Origin of the sequence: Megasphaera sp. ASD88 (assembly GCF_002287425.1) — a bacterium.
Classification (GTDB): Bacteria; Bacillota; Negativicutes; order Veillonellales; family Megasphaeraceae; genus Megasphaera; species Megasphaera stantonii.
The window spans coordinates 23,421-41,249 of the sequence record NZ_NQXW01000016.1 but is presented as its reverse complement, the minus strand read 5'-3'; the positions used below and the strand labels follow the sequence as shown (position 1 = coordinate 41,249).

At 54.4% G+C, this 17,829-nt stretch carries 16 protein-coding genes; 14 read left to right on the top strand and 2 right to left on the bottom strand.

Annotation, left to right across the window (positions count from 1 at the left end):
* Positions 1-49: 49 nt before the first annotated feature.
* Positions 50-1,318 carry a sodium/glutamate symporter gene (gltS, locus tag CJ260_RS08860; protein ID WP_233127938.1) on the bottom strand — a complete coding sequence of 423 codons (1,269 nt, stop codon included), beginning with the start codon at positions 1,316-1,318 and terminating at the stop codon, positions 50-52.
* 137 nt (positions 1,319-1,455) lie between these two features.
* Entirely contained in the window at positions 1,456-2,673 is a 1,218-nt protein-coding gene (locus tag CJ260_RS08855) for a nucleotidyltransferase family protein (RefSeq protein ID WP_087476936.1), read from the bottom strand.
* A gap of 222 nt (positions 2,674-2,895) precedes the next feature.
* Here CJ260_RS08855 and CJ260_RS08850 point away from each other — a divergent pair, with 222 nt between their 5' ends.
* The 14 genes from CJ260_RS08850 to rnr all read left to right on the top strand — a co-directional run bounded on the left by CJ260_RS08850 (position 2,896) and on the right by rnr (position 17,827).
* The gene (locus CJ260_RS08850; RefSeq protein ID WP_232818840.1) at positions 2,896-3,435 is read left to right on the top strand and encodes a hypothetical protein; all 540 of its coding nucleotides are present in this window, start codon (positions 2,896-2,898) and stop codon (positions 3,433-3,435) included.
* A gap of 28 nt (positions 3,436-3,463) precedes the next feature.
* The gene (locus CJ260_RS08845) at positions 3,464-4,660 is read left to right on the top strand and encodes an acetate/propionate family kinase (protein ID WP_087476938.1); all 1,197 of its coding nucleotides are present in this window, start codon (positions 3,464-3,466) and stop codon (positions 4,658-4,660) included.
* 141 nt (positions 4,661-4,801) lie between these two features.
* Positions 4,802-5,491, top strand: a complete 690-nt coding sequence (locus CJ260_RS08840) for an HAD family hydrolase (protein WP_095629931.1) — start codon at positions 4,802-4,804, stop codon at positions 5,489-5,491.
* A 10-nt stretch (positions 5,492-5,501) separates the two neighbouring features.
* Complete coding sequence (gene radA / locus CJ260_RS08835; RefSeq protein WP_087476940.1) at positions 5,502-6,878, top strand: DNA repair protein RadA; 1,377 nt, start codon at positions 5,502-5,504, stop codon at positions 6,876-6,878.
* Positions 6,879-7,050: 172 nt separating this feature from the next.
* The gene (locus CJ260_RS08830; RefSeq protein WP_087476941.1) at positions 7,051-8,244 is read left to right on the top strand and encodes a PIN/TRAM domain-containing protein; all 1,194 of its coding nucleotides are present in this window, start codon (positions 7,051-7,053) and stop codon (positions 8,242-8,244) included.
* On the top strand, positions 8,245-9,435 hold the full coding sequence (gene ispD, locus CJ260_RS08825; RefSeq protein ID WP_232818841.1) for a 2-C-methyl-D-erythritol 4-phosphate cytidylyltransferase: 1,191 nt from the start codon (positions 8,245-8,247) through the stop codon (positions 9,433-9,435).
* A gap of 22 nt (positions 9,436-9,457) precedes the next feature.
* Positions 9,458-10,921, top strand: a complete 1,464-nt coding sequence (gltX, locus tag CJ260_RS08820) for a glutamate--tRNA ligase (RefSeq protein ID WP_095629930.1) — start codon at positions 9,458-9,460, stop codon at positions 10,919-10,921.
* 314 nt (positions 10,922-11,235) lie between these two features.
* The gene (gene cysS, locus CJ260_RS08815; RefSeq protein ID WP_087476943.1) at positions 11,236-12,681 is read left to right on the top strand and encodes a cysteine--tRNA ligase; all 1,446 of its coding nucleotides are present in this window, start codon (positions 11,236-11,238) and stop codon (positions 12,679-12,681) included.
* A complete protein-coding gene (locus CJ260_RS08810; RefSeq protein ID WP_087476992.1) occupies positions 12,678-13,163 on the top strand; it encodes a Mini-ribonuclease 3 in 486 nt (161 codons plus the stop codon). The genes cysS and CJ260_RS08810 overlap by 4 nt, the downstream gene beginning before the upstream one ends.
* A 2-nt stretch (positions 13,164-13,165) precedes the next feature.
* A complete protein-coding gene (gene rlmB, locus CJ260_RS08805; RefSeq protein ID WP_087476944.1) occupies positions 13,166-13,915 on the top strand; it encodes a 23S rRNA (guanosine(2251)-2'-O)-methyltransferase RlmB in 750 nt (249 codons plus the stop codon).
* The gene (locus CJ260_RS08800) at positions 13,912-14,439 is read left to right on the top strand and encodes an NYN domain-containing protein (protein WP_087476945.1); all 528 of its coding nucleotides are present in this window, start codon (positions 13,912-13,914) and stop codon (positions 14,437-14,439) included. Before rlmB ends, CJ260_RS08800 begins: the two co-directional genes overlap by 4 nt.
* 12 nt (positions 14,440-14,451) lie before the next feature.
* Positions 14,452-15,141 carry an RNA polymerase sporulation sigma factor SigH gene (sigH, locus tag CJ260_RS08795; RefSeq protein ID WP_087476946.1) on the top strand — a complete coding sequence of 230 codons (690 nt, stop codon included), beginning with the start codon at positions 14,452-14,454 and terminating at the stop codon, positions 15,139-15,141.
* 44 nt (positions 15,142-15,185) lie between these two features.
* Complete coding sequence (gene secG / locus CJ260_RS08790; RefSeq protein WP_087476947.1) at positions 15,186-15,422, top strand: preprotein translocase subunit SecG; 237 nt, start codon at positions 15,186-15,188, stop codon at positions 15,420-15,422.
* An 80-nt stretch (positions 15,423-15,502) separates the two neighbouring features.
* Entirely contained in the window at positions 15,503-17,827 is a 2,325-nt protein-coding gene (rnr, locus tag CJ260_RS08785; protein WP_095629943.1) for a ribonuclease R, read from the top strand.
* Positions 17,828-17,829: the final 2 nt, after the last annotated feature.

Genomic DNA, 17,829 nt, shown 5'->3' with positions numbered 1-17,829 from the left:
TGATGCAGAACATTCCTTGATGCTGCATCAGCCTGTTTGCTGTAATATATTAAATCAAAATATTGATGAATATCATGAGAATCGACGCGTTGACAGGGTCGATGATGAGCGAACCGATGAGGGGGATGACGAAGAATGCCGTCGGCGCCGGACCGAAGAGCTCCGTCATAGCCGTCATATTGGCGATGGCGTTCGGCGTTGCGCCTAGGCCAAAGCCGCAGACGCCTGACGACATGACGGCCGCTTCATAGTTCCTGCCCATGGTGCGGTAGACGATGAAATAGGCGAACAGGGCCATGAATACGGTCTGCGTCAGCAGGAGGACGATCATCGGCAGGGCCAGCGCGCCGAGCTGCCATAATTTCAGGCTCATGAGGACGCAGGTCAGGAAAATGGTCAGCCCTAAGTTGCCGAGCACCTCGCTTTCCCGCTGGTATACGGGATAGACGTGGGTGAAGTCGGCAATATTCCGGATGACGGCGGCGACGAGCATAGAGCCGATGTAGGCCGGGAAGACGAGGCCGACGCTGACGAAGAAATTGCTGACTAACGTGCCCAGGCCCATGGCTAAAAAGAGGTGGGCCATGGCGTTCATGAAGCGGTGATTGTTAATCGTCTGGCCTGATTTTTGTTCCTGCTCGATGGCTTCATGGGCTTTTTCTTTATCCGCTGCGGCGGCTTCCAGCTTTTCTACTTCCGGCTGCGCCGCGGCCGGGTCGAGACGTTCTGCAGCGGCGCTGCTGTGCAGGTCGAATTTATGGACGAGGCGTTCGCCGACTGGGCCGCCGATGATGCCGCCGGCGACGAGGCCGAATGTAGCTGCGGCGACGGAAATAGTCGTACCGTTTTCAAGGCCTATTTTTTCCAGAACCGGGCCGAAGGCCGCCGACGTAGCGTGGCCGCCGACTAGGGGAATCGAACCTGTCGCAAGCCCCATGAGGGGATTCAAATCGAAGATGCTGGTCAATCCTACGCCGATGATATTTTGGCAGAGAATCAAAACTGTCGTGATTACGGCCATCTTGAATACGAGGACGCCGCCTCGCTTGATCAGGCTTAGGCTGGCCGTGTAGCCGACGCTCGTAAAGAAAAGCATCATGCAGATATTCTGCATCGTCGTGTCCTGCTCATACGTCCAGATTTCGTTCGTGTACAAGACGCAGTTGAGGATTGCAAATAAGATGCCGCCGACTACCGGAGCCGGAATACAATACTTGCGGAGAAAGCCCAGCTTGACGCGCAGAAACACGCCGACGTAATATACGATGATGGCGGCCGCCAAGGTTTGATAAATATTTAGATTTAACGATATCCCCATGCTGCAAAACCCCTTCCAATCCCCTGATTATAAAATTTGATTTTGGGATATGAAATAAAAATGATAACATAGTACATCATAGCAAATTTTTGCAGAATATACAAATATTAATGCGGACTGCATGGGAAGAAAAAAGATTACTGGCGAAATATGGACTTTTTCATGGAAGGCGAGGCGTAATAATCTTTCAGGCCGCCGCGGCCGGACGGCGAGCGGAAGCACAGGGATTGTATATCGGTGCTCCGCATATCGTACTGGATCATTCGCTGCCCGAAGGGCGAAAGGCGGTTCAGGCCTGTCCGCAGCCTCGTAATGATGGGGATTTCTTTTTTCGCTTCCTTTAAGACGGACGCGCCGAGGGGCGACAAGGCCAATACACGGCCGTATTGGGGCCCTTCGAGGTAGGCTTTTTCCATATCGGCGCGGCTTACGGCAAGGGCCGTATAGGCTCCCATGCGGCGCAGGCGGCTGTAGGCGTAGCGCTTCGTCTTCAAGGCGTCGAGCGCTTCCGGCCAGGACGTCGATTGCAGAAGGCAGCGTTGCCAGCGGTTTTCCAGGCCCTCCGAAAAGGCCGGCAAGGCGAGGAGTTCCTGCGGCGAGAGGAGGCGGCTGCGGTACAGGATGCAGTCGCCGTAGCGGCTGTAGTCGGCGTATTGGCCCTGAGAAAGGAGACGGCCTATGTCGGCCAGCTCCTTTGCTGGAAGATACGGCGCGGCATCTTCAAGGCGGCCGGCCTGCAGCTCGCGGCGAATCGCCGAGGCGCTGGCAAAGGGGCCGGTTAAGTCTGCTCCGTCATGTTTTCCTTGCCGGAGAATGGGGACGAATTCGAAAGACGGCGCGTAGCGATGAATCGCCTTGACGTATTCCAGGGCCAGCAGGGCGTTCGGCTCGCCGAGGAGCGCCGCCGTTTCCGGCGTAGTCTGACTGGCCGTGGCCTGGCTGACGTACTGGCCGTAGGTCAGCCCTGTTTGGCCGGGGCGGAAATCGTCGAGGACTGCAAGGGACGCCTGGGCGAGGCGATGAAAATCGTCGGCCGTACCGTCTTCTACGCCGCAGGACAGATGGGTACAGCCGAGGCGGGCCGCCAGCCGGACGGCGCCGGCGGCAAAGCCTTCGGCGCTGGACAAGGCGTAGAGGGCCGGCAGCTCGACAACGCAGTCGGCGCCGCCGTCCAATGCCCAGGACGCCCGGGTCCATTTATCGAATAAGGCCGGCTCGCCGCGCTGGACGAAAGAGCCGCTCATGACGACGACGATCGGCGCGCTGCTGCCGAAACGGCTGCGCAGGGTGCGAAGCATATAGTGATGGCCGTTGTGAAAGGGATTGTATTCTGCAATGACGGCAATGCGGTTCATAATAGTCTCCTTTATCTGACGTTTGAGTTTCTAATGTATTGTTTATTATATACTACGATGAAGGGCGATTGAAATAAAAAATAGAGTAGAATAATATGGCTAATATGCTTGTATAAAAGGCATGACAGGAATTCATGATTGTCCTCATATTTCCCTTTTTATCAAAAGCGGAATATGCTATAATGAACGTAGTCTGGAGAAAGCATAAAATTAGGTGGTTGTATGATGAAACGATGGAAAACCTTATCTGTTGCGGCGATGACGGCGGCGGCAATGCTTCTGGCCGGCTGCGGCGGCGCTACGATGATGGAGGAATACAGCTTTGGATACGCCCAGCTGAAGGCCGGCGATTCGGAAGTATATCTCCTGAGTCCCTTTGATTTAGCCCATGTCAGACGGCAGGGCAGCGGCGCCATGATGTATGTCAACAACGACAAGCACCTGAATCTGATCGTGATGTCGGAGCCTGCCGGTGAAATGACGCCGCAGATGGCAGCCGAGCGCGACGTGGCCATGCTGGAACAGACGCCGGATATTTCGGATCTGCAAACGAAGATCACTCCGACGACAGCCGGCGGAAGACCGGCCGTGAAAGGGGAGTATACGTACCGCGAACCCCTGAACGGCCAAGTATCCGATCTCGTCGTACAGAGTCTCTTCTTTGAAGATAACGGTCAAATTTGGCACGTCATGTACATGTACCGTCAAGGCGACGGCATGGGACAGGAAGTGACCGAGTATATTTTTGGCCAAATAAAATAATTACAGAAAATGAAAGAGGGTAAATTGCATGATCGTATTGGTTGTAAACTGCGGAAGCTCGTCCTTGAAATACCAGTTGGTAAACATGGACAATGAAGAAGTCATGGCAAAAGGGGTTGTCGAAAAAATCGGCTTGTCCGATTCTTTGCTGACCCATAAATGGAATGGCCAGAAAAAAGAAATCCAGCAGTCTATTCCGGATCACCAAGTTGCTGTTAAGCTCGTATTGGATATTTTGACAGACGCAGAATGCGGCGTCATCAAATCGATGGATGAAATCGATGCCGTAGGCCACCGCGTCGTTCACGGCGGTGAAGAATTCGCCTGCTCGACGCTGATTACGGACGAAGTCATGAAAGCCCTGGAAAAATGCTCCGCTATGGCTCCGCTCCACAATCCGCCCAACATTATCGGCATCAACGCCTGCAAAGCGATTATGCCGAACGTTCCTCAGGTCGGCGTATTCGATACGGCCTTCCATCAGACAATGCCGGCGAAAGCTTTCATGTATGGCCTCCCGTATGAATTATACAAAGAAGACGGCATCCGCCGCTATGGCTTCCACGGCACGAGCCATCGCTATGTAGCCGGCCAGGTTGCGAAAGTAATGGGCGTACCTGTCGAAAAACTGCGCATCATCAACTGCCATTTGGGCAACGGATCTTCCCTGGCAGCTATCAAATACGGCAAATGCGTCGACACGACGATGGGCTTTACTCCCCTGGCAGGCGTACTCATGGGCACGCGCTGCGGCGATATCGACCCGGCTATCGTCCTCAACGTCATGGATAAGCACAACTTGTCCACGAAGGAAATGGACGCTCTCATGAACAAAAAATCCGGCGTTCTCGGCATTTCCGGCGTTTCCAGCGACTTCCGCGATCTCGGCGACGCAGCGTCCCAAGGCAACGAACGGGCTCAGCTGGCGCTCGACATGTTCCACTATCAGGTTCGTAAATTGATCGGCGCGTTGGCTGTTGCCATGGAAGGCGTCGACGTCATTACCTTTACGGCCGGCGTAGGCGAAAATGGCATTGAAGACCGCGCCGCTATCTGCCAGGGCTTGGAATTCCTGGGCGCTAAATTGGATCCCGAACGGAACAATGTCCGCGGCAAAGATACGCTGATCAGCACGGATGATTCTACTGTCAAGATGTACGTCATCCCGACGAACGAAGAAATCATGATTGCCCGCGATACGAAAGACATCGTATCGAACCTCTAATAGGGTATATCTGGCGTCGGCCGGAAGGCGCGTCTGCTGCATGTAGTTTTTAACGCAACGTAAAACAGGGGCTGGGAGCAGGGTAGAGGAAGTTAGATTCCCCTATGCTGCTCCAGCCCCTATTTTTAATGAGGTGACACGATGAAGCTGTTATACTGGGACATAGACGGCACGCTGCTGAATACGGGCAGGGCCGGATTATACGCTATAGAAGAAGTCTTCCATACCATGCAGGGCGAAGACGCGGCGGTGCCGCCTATTTCTGCCGGCGGCCGGACGGACAATTACATCTGCCAGCAGCTGCTGTATAAAGCGACGGGCCGCATGCCGACAGATGAAGAAGTGAGCTGGTTTTGCCGGGAATATGAAAAGAAGCTGATGAAATGGCTTAAAGTCAAGCGGGAAGAAAGCGTGATCTTTGAGCCCGTCCGCGATATTTTGGCTTTTTTTGCCGACCGGCCGCCCTTTAAGCAGCTGCTTCTTACGGGAAACAGCGTCCACGGCGCGCGCATGAAGCTGGATTTTTTCGGCTTGTCGTCCTATTTTGATTTCGACCATTCCGGCTTTGCCTGCAATTTTTACTATCGCGACGATTTAGCGCGCCACGCCTATGGGCTGGCTAAGGACGCCTGGGGCGACGCGGTGGAAGAAATGTATGTCATCGGCGACACGCCCTATGATATCCAGTGCGGCAAGGCCATCGGCGCGAAGACTATATCCGTCGCGACAGGCCATTATTCCTGTGAACAGCTGGCTCATCATGAACCGTGGAAGCTCTTGCAGACCCTGCCGGGGCCGGAAGAATTTTTAGCACTTCTCGAATCGGAATAGGAGGACGCTGATGGCTAAAACGAAGATCCGATACGTATGCGCTAACTGCGGCAGCGTGTCCAGCCGCTGGCTGGGCCGGTGCCCCCAGTGCGGAGAATGGAATACGATGATGGAAGAACAGGCTGTGCCTGAACCGCCTAAAGGCGTCGGCGCGCGGCAGGGCAAGGGGGCGAAGCCGGCCTTGCTGCAGGATATCGCCATGGAACAGATGAGCCGCGTCCGGACGGGCATCGGCGAGCTGGACCGCGTGCTGGGCGGCGGCATCGTGCCGGGAGCGCTGATCTTGCTGAGCGGCGACCCCGGTATCGGCAAATCGACCTTGGTGCTGCAGATTGCCGATGCCGTGTGCCGCCATGCCGGCGCGGTGCTGTACGGCTCCGGCGAAGAATCGGCCGGACAGATTAAGGTGCGGGCGGAACGATTGGGAATTACGGCTTCCAATCTCATCATACAGGCCGATACGTCTCTCGACGCCGTACTGCAGGAAGCAAAGCGACGCCGTCCGGTGCTGCTGATCATCGATTCTATCCAGACGATGTACAGCAGCGACGCCGACGGCATGCCGGGCAGCATGACTCAGATACGGGAAAGCACGCGGCGTCTCATGGAATTTGCCAAGACGGAGTCCATTTCGGTCATCGTCATAGGCCATGTCACGAAGGAAGGGGCGATTGCCGGACCGCGCATGATGGAACACATGGTAGACGTCGTCCTGTATTTTGAAGGCGAGCGGAATTATCAGTTCCGCGTGTTGCGGGGAATCAAAAATCGCTTTGGGTCGACGAACGAAACGGGATTGTTTACGATGGAAGAAACGGGGTTGTCCGAATTGACTAATCCGTCGCAAATGCTCCTGGCCGAGCGGTCGGCAAATCAAGCCGGCTCGGCTGTCGCCGCCGTCATGGACGGCATGCGGCCCCTTTTAGGGGAGATTCAAGCCCTGACAACGCATTCCGTTTTTGCCGTCCCGCGCCGCACGGCGTCGGGCATGGACTATAACCGGCTGATTATTCTGCTGGCCGTGCTGGAAAAGCGCGTCGGCCTGTCTTTGGGCACGCAGGACGTGTATATCAACAGCGTCGGCGGCCTGCGCGTCACGGAAACTGCCGCCGATTTAGCCGTCGTGCTGGCCGTTTTTTCCAGCCTGCGCGACATGCCGATGGACAGCCGAACCGTCGTCATGGGTGAAGTAGGCCTGACCGGCGACATACGGCGCGTGCCCCATGCCTTGCGGCGCATCAAGGAAGGCGCGAAGATGGGGTTCCAGACCTTTATCATTCCCAAGGGAAATCTGGATGAAATCAAGGAAGGAGCTTTCCCGCAATGCCGGATTATCGGGGCGGCGACGCTGCGCGACGCGATACAGGCGGCGTTTACAGCGACGTAGAAGCCTGCACAACCCATTTGCTGGGCTAAGAGAGGGGCTTCGTCGGGAAAAGTTTATCCTTTTGTAAAAAAATTGTGATGTCCCTGTTATTTTTGTGGTTTATTATTAAAAAGTGTGATATAGTTATGTAGTTATCGTAAATCATACACGGTGAAAAAGGAGGTGCGGCACAATGGATGTGGAACGTACGACTGGTACGAACGAAAAGGGAAAGGAACGGCGTACAAAGAAATTTAACGGCGGCAAGATTACCGATAATATCATGAGAGGCGTTATCATGCTGATCATGGCCGTGGTCTGCGTCATGATTTCTGATCAAATTATCGCGACGCCTTACTTCAGCGCGGAAATTGAAGTGAGATTTTTTCACGGCAGCGTTTTCGGCATTACGCTGCTTACCGTTATCGCTTATATCATAGGCGTCGTCCTGGGGGTAGCGATTGGCTATCTCATTTCTCCCTTTGTCCTTCATTTGATTTGGAAGATCATTCACCGTATCGAATCGGGAATGAGCGATTTCGAAAGCCAGGACCTGATAGTCGGAACGCTGGGTTTGCTTTTTGGACTTATTATTGCTAATTTAATTGGGCTGGCGTTTGCCCGACTGCCTATTATCGGCGCTTACGGTCCTATCGTGTTCAGCATCGTGTTCGGATATGCCGGCATGAGCATTGCTATCCGCAAGCGGGCTGATATTTTGGGGCTAGTTGGTTCTATCCGCCTGGGAAAACAGAATAAAGAACCGAACGTCAAGCGCCAGCACAATGAGTTTTCCGGAAAGCTTCTCGATACCAGCTCGATTATCGACGGCCGCATTGCGGAAATCTGCAGCACCGGATTTCTGGAAGGGCCGCTGCTGGTTCCGGTCTTCGTCCTGGAAGAGCTTCAGCTCATCGCCGATTCGTCGGATTTGCTCAAGCGGAATAAAGGACGCCGGGGCCTCGATATTTTGAAGCAGATGCAGGAAGACAACTACGTCGAAGTCAGGGTTATCAACGATGATTTCAGCGATGTCCAGGGCGTCGACTCCAAGCTCGTGCGGCTGGGCCGTCAGATCAACGCCAAGGTCGTGACGAACGATTACAATCTCAATAAGGTAGCCGCCCTGCAGGGCGTCGTCGTCCTGAATATCAACGATTTGGCCAACGCGCTGAAACCGGCCCGTATTCCCGGAGAGCAGATGGAAGTCTATATCGTAAAGGCCGGGAAGGAAGAAAATCAGGGCGTAGCATACCTGGACGACGGCACGATGATCGTCGTTGAAAATGGCCATAAATATATCGGCAAAAACGTTCCTGTCACAGTGACGTCGGTGCTGCAGACGTCGGCAGGCCGGATGATTTTTGTAAAAATTACGGATGAGTAGGTGAATTTTTTGAAAGTATCTGTTATCGTCGTAGCCGCCGGTTCAGGCCGGCGTTTTGGATATGAGCGGAATAAGCTCTTTTATCCATTATGCGGCAAACCGGTGCTGGCGCATACGCTGATGCACGTTTTTTCGGCTTCGTCCGTCGACGAGGTCGTTATCGTCAATGCCGAACGGGATCATGAGGATATCGTATCCATCGTCGAGTCTCTCCACCCATCCATGCCGGTGCGGTATGCCTTAGGCGGAGCGGAGAGGGAAGATTCCGTGTACAATGGGTTAATGGCGACGAGCCGCGACGCCGATGTCGTCATGGTTCACGACGGCTCGCGTCCTTTTGCCGGGCCGGAATGGTACGACAACGCCGTCGGGGTTATGGCCAAAGCCAAGGCTGCCGTTTACGCCATTCCCGTCAAGGATACGGTAAAGGAACGGGAAATTGCCGGCGGACAGGGGCTGCAGACGGTGCGGACCCTGGACCGGAGCCGGCTTATTGCTGTGCAGACGCCGCAGATATTTCACCGCGACGTATTGATACAGGCTCACGAGTACGCTAAAGAGCACCATATCAGCGGAACAGACGACGCGTCTTTAGTGGAAGCTTTGGGAGAAAAGCTCTTTATTTTGCAGGGCGACGAGCGGAATCACAAGGTTACGACGATGGATGACGTGCCTATTCTGGAATTTTATATGAACGGCCCGACGGAACACCGCGTCGGCAGCGGCTACGACGTCCATCCCCTGGCGGAAGGGCGGAAGCTCGTATTGGGCGGCGTAGAAATCCCTTTTGAACGGGGACTGGCCGGCCATTCCGACGCCGACGTGCTCGTTCATGCCGTGATGGACGCCTTGCTCGGAGCGGCAGGACTGAAGGATATTGGCACGTATTTTCCCGATTCAGACGCAAAGTTTAAGAATATATCCAGCCTGCTGCTGCTGGAAAAAGTGCGGCAAATCCTGATTGAAAACAGCTGCCGGGTTATCAACGTCGACGTGACGCTGATGGCGCAGCGGCCAAAGATCAAAGATTACGTGCCGCGCATGATTGAAAATATTGCCGGAGCTCTTCAGATAGACGAAGCTGCCGTGTCGGTCAAGGCGACGACGACGGAACGGCTCGGCTTTGTCGGCAAGGAAGAGGGCATGGCCGCCCAGGCTGCGGCGATGGTCCTGAAATATAGAAATAAATAGCATTTTATGGGAGGAATTGTTCATGACACAAGAAGTTCGCGTTCGTTTTGCGCCGAGCCCGACAGGCCCGTTCCATATCGGCGGTGCTCGTTCGGCGCTGTTCAACTATTTGATGGCTAAGCATACGAACGGCAAATTCGTAGTACGCATTGAAGATACAGACAGAAAGCGTTCGACCAGCGAGTCGGAAGAAAATATCAAGGATGCCTTGAAATGGCTGGGCATTACGTGGGATGAAGGCATCGACGTCGGCGGCCCGGACGGACCGTACCGTCAGACGGACCGCCTGCCGATTTATCAGAAATATACGGAAAAACTGCTGGCCGAAGGAAAGGCCTACTATTGCTTCTGCACGCCTGAAGAATTGGAAGCGGAAAAGCAGGAACAGATGAACCGCGGCGAAACGCCTGTATACAGCGGAAAATGCCGCAATCTGCCGAAGGAAACGGTAGAGCAGTATTTAAAAGAAGGCCGTCCCTACGTCATCCGCGTCGTGACGCCGAAGGATGAAACGCTGGAATTCGACGACCTCGTCCGCGGCCACGTGGCCTTTGATTCCAATAAGGTCGGCGATTTCGTCATCGTCAAGTCCGACGGTATTCCCGTCTACAATTACTGCGTCGTCATCGATGACGCCCTCATGCGGATTACCCACGTCGTCCGGGCGGAAGAACATTTGTCTAATACGCCGCGCCAGCTCGTCCTGTACCATGCCCTGGGATTCCCCGTGCCGACCTTTGCCCACGTATCGTTGATTTTAGGTGCCGACAAGAAAAAGATGAGCAAACGCCACGGCGCTACGTCGGTGCAGCAGTACCGCGATATGGGCTATCTGCCTGACGCGCTGGTCAATTTCCTGGCCCTTCTCGGCTGGACGCCGGACAGCGATCAGGAAATCTTCAGCCGTGAAGAACTGAATCAGCAGTTCTCCTTAGACCGCGTAGCGAAGAATCCGGCCGTATTCGACATCGAAAAGCTGAATTGGATTAATTTCCATTATATGAAGCAGCTCACCGCCGATCAGCTGCTGGCCCTCTGCCTGCCCCATCTCCAGCAGGCCGGCTATGCCTCGCAGGAACCGGACGCCGCTGAGCTGTCCTGGCTGAAGGACGTCGTTTGGGCGATGCGCGAGCACGTCCAGTACGGCGCGCAGATCGTCGATGCCGTCCAGGTATTCTTTACGGAAGACTATGCTCCGGAAAATGAAGAAACGGCGGCCGTATTGAAGGAAGAAACGGCTCCGGCTGTGCTGACTATGTTCCGCGATGAGCTGGCGGCTCTGGACGAAGTAACGGCCGACACGGTACAGCCCTTGTTCAAGAAGATTCAAAAGGGCCTGAAGGTCAAGGGCAAATTCGTATACATGCCTATCCGCGTCGCCATTACCGGCGTGATGCACGGCCCGGACCTCAACGTCATCGTCGCCCTCATGGGCCGCGATAAAGTGTTGAGCCGGTTGGAGCAGAGCGGTTTGCTGAACCAATAAGGGCTTGACAGATTAGGGAATATTCGCTAATATAAGTAGCACATAGTAATAAATAATGTATATCTAAATGCAATGACCAAAATGATTTGCAGACGAGCGCTACAGAGAGAACGGGCCTGGGCTGAGAACCTGTTTAGATGGCAGAAGCTGCAAAGATGCCTTTGCGAGCAGATCAGGTGAAGCTAGTAATCTGGTCCGGATGCACCCGTTATGTGCTTTGAGATTATGGCGATGCCATAAAAACAGAGTGGAACCACGGGCCACCGTCTCTGTAAAGGGATGGCGGCCTTTTTGTATTATCAAGGAGGTTTACCATGAGAGAATTAAAAGTATATAATACGCTGACTCGTAAAAAAGAAACCTTTACGCCCGTCACGCCGGGACAGGTCAAGATGTACGTCTGCGGCATCACGCCGTACAATCATTCCCATATGGGCAACGCCCGTCCCTTCGTCACCTGGGACGTCATCAAGCGCTACCTGGAACACCTGGGCTATGAAGTAACGCATATTCAGAACTTTACCGACGTAGACGATAAGATCATCAATGCGGCTAACGGCGAAGGCGTAACGTGGGATACGATTTCCAACCGTTATATTGCGTCGTACTTCGACGTCATGGACAAGCTCCATGTCCGCCGGGCCGACAAATACCCCCGCGTATCGGAGCATATGGAAGAAATCATCCACATGATTGAAGTGCTCATTGAAAAGGGTTTCGCATACGTCATCGACAACGACGTATATTACAGCGTGGAAAAATTTGCCGGCTACGGCAAACTGAGCGGCCGCAGCCTCGACGATATGATGGCCGGCGCCCGCATCGAAGTAGACGACCGCAAGCACAATCCTATGGACTTCGCTTTGTGGAAAGGCGCTAAGCCGGGCGAACCGTCTTGGGAAAGCCCCTGGGGACCGGGCCGTCCGGGCTGGCATATCGAATGCTCGGCTATGAGCAATAAGTATCTCGGCGATACCTTTGATTTCCACGGCGGCGGCAGCGATTTGATTTTCCCGCACCATGAAAATGAAATCGCCCAGTCCGAAGCGTATACGGGCAAGAAGCCTATGGTCCGTTACTGGCTCCACAACGGCTTCATTACGATCAATTCGGAAAAAATGAGCAAATCCCTGAATAACTTCTTCCTGGTCAAGGATGTACTGGAACATTATAATCCGGACGCCCTGCGGTTCTTCCTCATTTCCAACCATTACCGCAGCCCCCTCGACTTCAGCGACGAACGGCTCGAAGAAATGACCCGCAGCCTGGAACGCCTCGGCACGTCGATTGACAACGTGCTGGAACTGCTCGACATGCCGGCCGGCGCGAAGTCGGAAGAAGCGGCGCAGCTCATGGCTGACGCCAAGGCCAACGAAGAAGCCTTTGAAGAAGCGATGTGCGACGATTTCAACACGGCTCTGGCCAGCGCGGCAATGTTCGATTTGGCGAAGAAGGTCAACATCTATAAAGACGCCGTCGTCAACAACGGCGTGCCCGTCGATTCGTCCGTCGTATCGGAAGTAAAGCGCATTTTCAAGACGATGACCGACATCCTCGGCATTTTGGAAGAACGGTGGAGCGGCCAGAAAGGCAGCGCCAGCAGCAAGGATTACAACGACCTGATGGACGCAATCCTGGAAATCCGCCAGGAATGCCGGGCGCAGAAGCAGTATGCTTTGGCCGACGCCATCCGCGATAAGCTGGCAGCCTTGGGTATTACGATTGAAGATTCTCCTCAGGGAGCGCGTTGGAAAAAGTGAAATTTAAACAGCTTCAAGCCTTAAAAGGACGAGCCTATGCGGCCTTTGCCAAAGGCGAGCGGCTGGAGGTACCTGAACAGGATGCCTCGCGGCTCGACCCGATTTCCCTGGCCTTTGTCGGCGATGCGTATTACGCCCTGTATCTGCGGCGGCGTTTGGTGCAGACCGGCATTCCCAACGTGCAGGTCCTGCACCTGCTGGCTTCGGAATTCGTTTCGGCTAAGGCCCAGGCTTATGTGTACCGTCATATCAAGGAGACGCTGGATGAGACGGAAGCTTCTGTCTGCCAGCGGGCCCGCAATGCCTATTCGCAGGCGCCGAAGAGCGCGTCCGTCGCCGAGTATCACGACAGTACGGCGCTGGAAGCCCTGGTGGGATACTTGATTATGGCGGAGAAAGCCGGCCGCCTCGGCGGGCTTATGGATGAAATATACAGGTTTACGAAAGAATATTGTGCAATAAAACATGGAGAAAAGGTGTAACCATGAGCGACGAAAGCATCATTGTCGGACGCAACAGCGTGACGGAAGCGCTGCGTGCCGGCCGGTCCATTACAAAACTATATATAGCTGCCGGAAATGACGCGCCGCCGCTGCTGCGTATCCAGGAGCTGGCCCGCGAGAAGGATATTCTCATAGAACGCGCGCCGGTCAAGATCTTGAATCATCTGGCGCCTGGGAGCCGCCATCAGGGCGTCGTCGCCTTCGCCGCTCCCGTGGCCTATGCCGATTTGACCGACGTGCTTGCCGACGTGGAAGCGTCGGGACGAACGCCGTTTCTGGTGCTGCTGGACGGTATTGAAGACGTGCACAACGTAGGCGCTATTATCCGTACGGCCGAATGCGCCGGCGTCGACGCCGTCCTCCTGCCGAAGCGGCGCAGCGCGCCGATTAACGAAACCGTCGGCAAGACGTCTGCCGGCGCCGTCGAGTATATGCCTATCGTGCAGATCGGCAACACGACGCAGACCTTGAAGAAATTGCAGAAGCGGGGCTTTTGGGTTATCGGCGCCGATATGGACGGCAGCGTCGATTATTTTCACAGCTCTCTGACCGAGCCTATCGTCCTGGTCATCGGCAGCGAAGGCCGGGGCATATCCCATTTGGTAAAGGAAACATGCGACGTTCTCGTGCAGATTCCCATGTTCGGCCAGGTTAATTCCCTCAATGCTTCCGTGGCGGCGGCCCTTTTGATGTATGAAGCCGTGCGCCAGCGGCAGGCGGTGGCAAAATGAAGGATTTGCTGATCGTCGACGGGTACAATATCATTTTTGCCTGGGACGAGCTGAAAAAGCTGGCAGCCCAATCGCTGGACCACGCGCGGGAGAAGCTGACGGATACCCTTGTGAGCTACGGCAAGGCTAAGGGATATAAGTTGGTCCTCGTCTTCGACGCGATGTACACGGACGAGGCGGAAAAAAGCATGAAAATCGGCAGGGACTGCGAAGTCATCTTTACGGATAAAGAGGAAACGGCGGACAGCCGCATCGAACGGCTGGTCTACGAGCACCGCAACGACAAGCGCATCATTTACGTCGCTACATCCGACGGTTCGGAACAGACGCAGGTGCTGGGCACCGGCGCGTACCGCATGCCGGCGAGAGAGCTTGCCGAGGACGTAGAGCGGACGCGGAAGGAAACGGCGGCCTACGAGCACCGCAACGTATTGAAGCATGGCGGTCAGCGCAACGAAGTCGTGTACCGCGTGCAGGACGAAGACGTGCTGAGAAAATTAGAAAAAATTCGCAGATCGAAATAGTAGAGGTATAATATGCAGGCAGAAATGCGAGAGGAATTTCCCCGGTCGGACAGATTTGAAGGGATGAGCGACGAAGAAATCGTTCAACTGGCGCAGCAGGAACAGGACGGCGAGGCGATGGATTACATCGTCAATAAGTACCGTAACTTTGTGAAATCCAAAGCACGGGCCTACTTTCTCGTCGGCGCCGACCGCGACGACATCATTCAGGAAGGCATGATAGGCCTGTATAAAGCGACGAGGGACTTTCGCGGCGACAAGCTGGCCTCGTTCCGGGCCTTTGCCGAGCTGTGCGTTACGCGGCAGATCATTACGGCTATCAAGACGGCGACGAGGCAGAAGCATATTCCCCTCAACTCGTACGTATCCTTGAATAAGCCGATTTATGAAGATGAATCGGATCGGACGCTGCAGGATATTCTGTCGGGAATCCGCGTCAGCGACCCGGAAGAGCTCGTCATCAGCCGGGAGGAATTTGCCGACATCGAGCTGAAGATGAACGAAATCCTGAGCGACCTAGAATGGCAGGTGCTGACGGCCTATCTGGAAGGGAAGTCCTACAACGAGATGTCCAAAGAACTGCATCGCCACGTAAAATCCATCGACAACGCCCTGCAGCGCGTCAAGCGCAAGCTGGAACGTTATTTGGAAAACCGGGATGGAGAAAATAAATCAGAACCTATTGATAGAAAAGGCAAATGAGTGTACAATAGTATCGTTAAGCATGTGTTGTAAGGAGGATTAGCGTGATTACTGTATTGGAAATCTTAGTTGTCATCTTGTCTCTGATTCTTATCGGCGTTGTCGTAGCCCAAAAAAGCAAGACTCAAGGCATGGGCGCCGGCTTCGGCGGAGGCGCGGAAGACCTGTTTGGCAGCAGAGCCCGCGGTATGGACGCATTGCTGTCTAAAGTAACTATCGTCGTATCTATTGCCTTTGCAATCGTGACATTGATTTTAGGCAGATTGCTGAATACATTTTAATGAACGTTATGGCCTGCGGCGTCGTCGCAGGCTTTTTTCATATGCAGACGAACGACAGAGAAAGGGAATGTATAAAGAGTATGAATTTGAAGTTGTCCCATGATATAATGGATATATGTAATATGGAACCGGACGGCATTACCGTGGAGGACTGCGCCGAGCGGCTGCATCTGTCAGGCGGGGAGCTGTCCGAACTGTTTGAAACCTTTGAAGAGATGATAAGGAGGGGGAGTCTTGTGAGAATATCCGAAGAACGCTACGGCGCATCTAAGCGGGCTCAGGAAATCGTAGGCATATACAAGGGATATACGCCTACCTTTGGATTTGTCCTCTGCGAAAATATGCAGGACGATATTTACATTGCCGAGCAGTACCGGCATACGGCCATGAATAACGACAAGGTAGCCGTGCGCATTATTCAGAGCGGCAGTGGCCGCCATAAAACGGAAGGGGAAATTATCCGCATTGTCGAGCGGGCGAATAAGACCCTGGTCGGGACGTTCGAGCGGGAAAAGCAATGTGGCTTCGTCCGTCCTGACGACGAACGGATCCGGGAGGATATCTATATTCCCCTGGATAAAACGGCCGGCGCCCGCAGCAGCGCCCGCGTCCTCGTGACCATTACGAAATGGCCCGAAGAGGGCCGCAAGGCCGAAGGCGAAGTGACGGAAATACTGGGATATGACGGCGACAAGGACTTGGATATTAAAGTCATCATGGCTCGTCACGGATTGCCCTTTGCCTTTCCCGACGACGTATTGAAGGAGGCCGACTCCATCGACAGGACTGTCGTATTGGAAGACGGCCGCCGCGATTACCGCCATCGCCAGCTCATTACGATTGACGGCGAAGACGCCAAGGATTTGGACGACGCCATCGATGTGGAACGCCTGTCCAACGGCAATTACCGTTTAGGCGTATACATTGCCGATGTGAGCTATTACGTACGGCCCCGCACGCTGCTCGACGCCGAAGCATACGAACGCGGTACGAGCGTATACCTCGTCGACAGGGTCATTCCGATGTTGCCGACGGTTCTTTCCAACGACATGTGCAGCCTCAACGCCGGTCAGGACCGCTATTCCATGACCTGCGTAATGGAAATCGACCAGGAAGGCAAGGTCGTAAAGGCCGACATCGGGCCGGCCGTAATCCGCGTCAAACGGCGCTGCAACTATAAAGAAGTCAAAAAGGCCCTGGTCGACGATATTATCCCCGACGACCTGCAGCCCTTTATGCCTATGCTGCGGGACCTGCAGGACGTGGCGCAGATTTTGAAGCAGATGCGGCTGCGCCGCGGCGCCATTGATTTCGATTTCCCAGAATATAAAATTATTCTCGACGAGGAAGGCAAGCCCTTGCGGCTGGAAAAGAGAGAGCGGACGATTGCCGAGCAGATCGTAGAAGAATGCATGCTCATTGCCAATGAGACCGTCGCCGCTTATTTGAGAGACAGCGAAAATCCGGCTGTGTACCGGGTGCACGAAACGCCCGAACCGGAACGGCTGGAGATGATGCGCACCGTGCTGGCCAGCTTTGATTTGCCTGTGCCGTCAGGCGACGACGTCAAGCCCGCCGATTTCCAGAAGCTGCTGAAGCAGTCCAAGGGAACGAGCGCCGAACTCGTCGTGCAGACCATTGCTCTTCGCTCCATGCAGCAGGCCCGGTATTCGACGAATAACGCCGGCCACTTCGGCCTGGCTTCGGAGTGCTACACCCATTTTACGTCGCCTATCCGCCGCTATCCCGACTTGATGGTGCACCGGCTGATCCGGCAGAATAAAAAAAGAGGCAAGCTGACTCAGGAAGAAGCCCAGCAGTCCTTGGCATACCATACGATTGCTGCCGATCAGGCCAGCTCCCGCGAACGCATTGCCGTCGAGGCCGAACGGGAAACAGACGATTTAAAGAAGGCCCAGTACATGGTTCCCTTTATCGGTCAGCCCTATGAGGCTCATATTACGGGGATTACGTCCTTCGGCCTGTTTGTCGGCCTGGAAAACGGCATTGAAGGATTGGTTCACATTTCCCTGCTGACCGACGATATTTACGAGTTCGACGAAGGGACGTATACGATGCGGGGACAGCATGGCGGGCGCGTATATCATCTGGGCGACATGATGGAAGTGACGCTGGCGAAGGTCAACGTCGAAAAATGTGAAATCGATTTTGTTCCCGGCAAGGTAGAATCGCTGGAGGATTTGCGGCAGCTCATGGCAGCCGGCGCCGAACGGCGGCATAAAAAGAACGGCAGCCGGAGCGGCAAGCAGGAAGTGACGAAGCGAAATTGGTTCGCCGGCGCTGCGGACTCCCAGAAGGGAAAGAAAAAGAAGAAGGACAAAAAAATCAAGAAAAAGGGTAAGAAGGATAAAAAACGCAAGGGCAAGAAGTCCAGGAAAAAATAGGA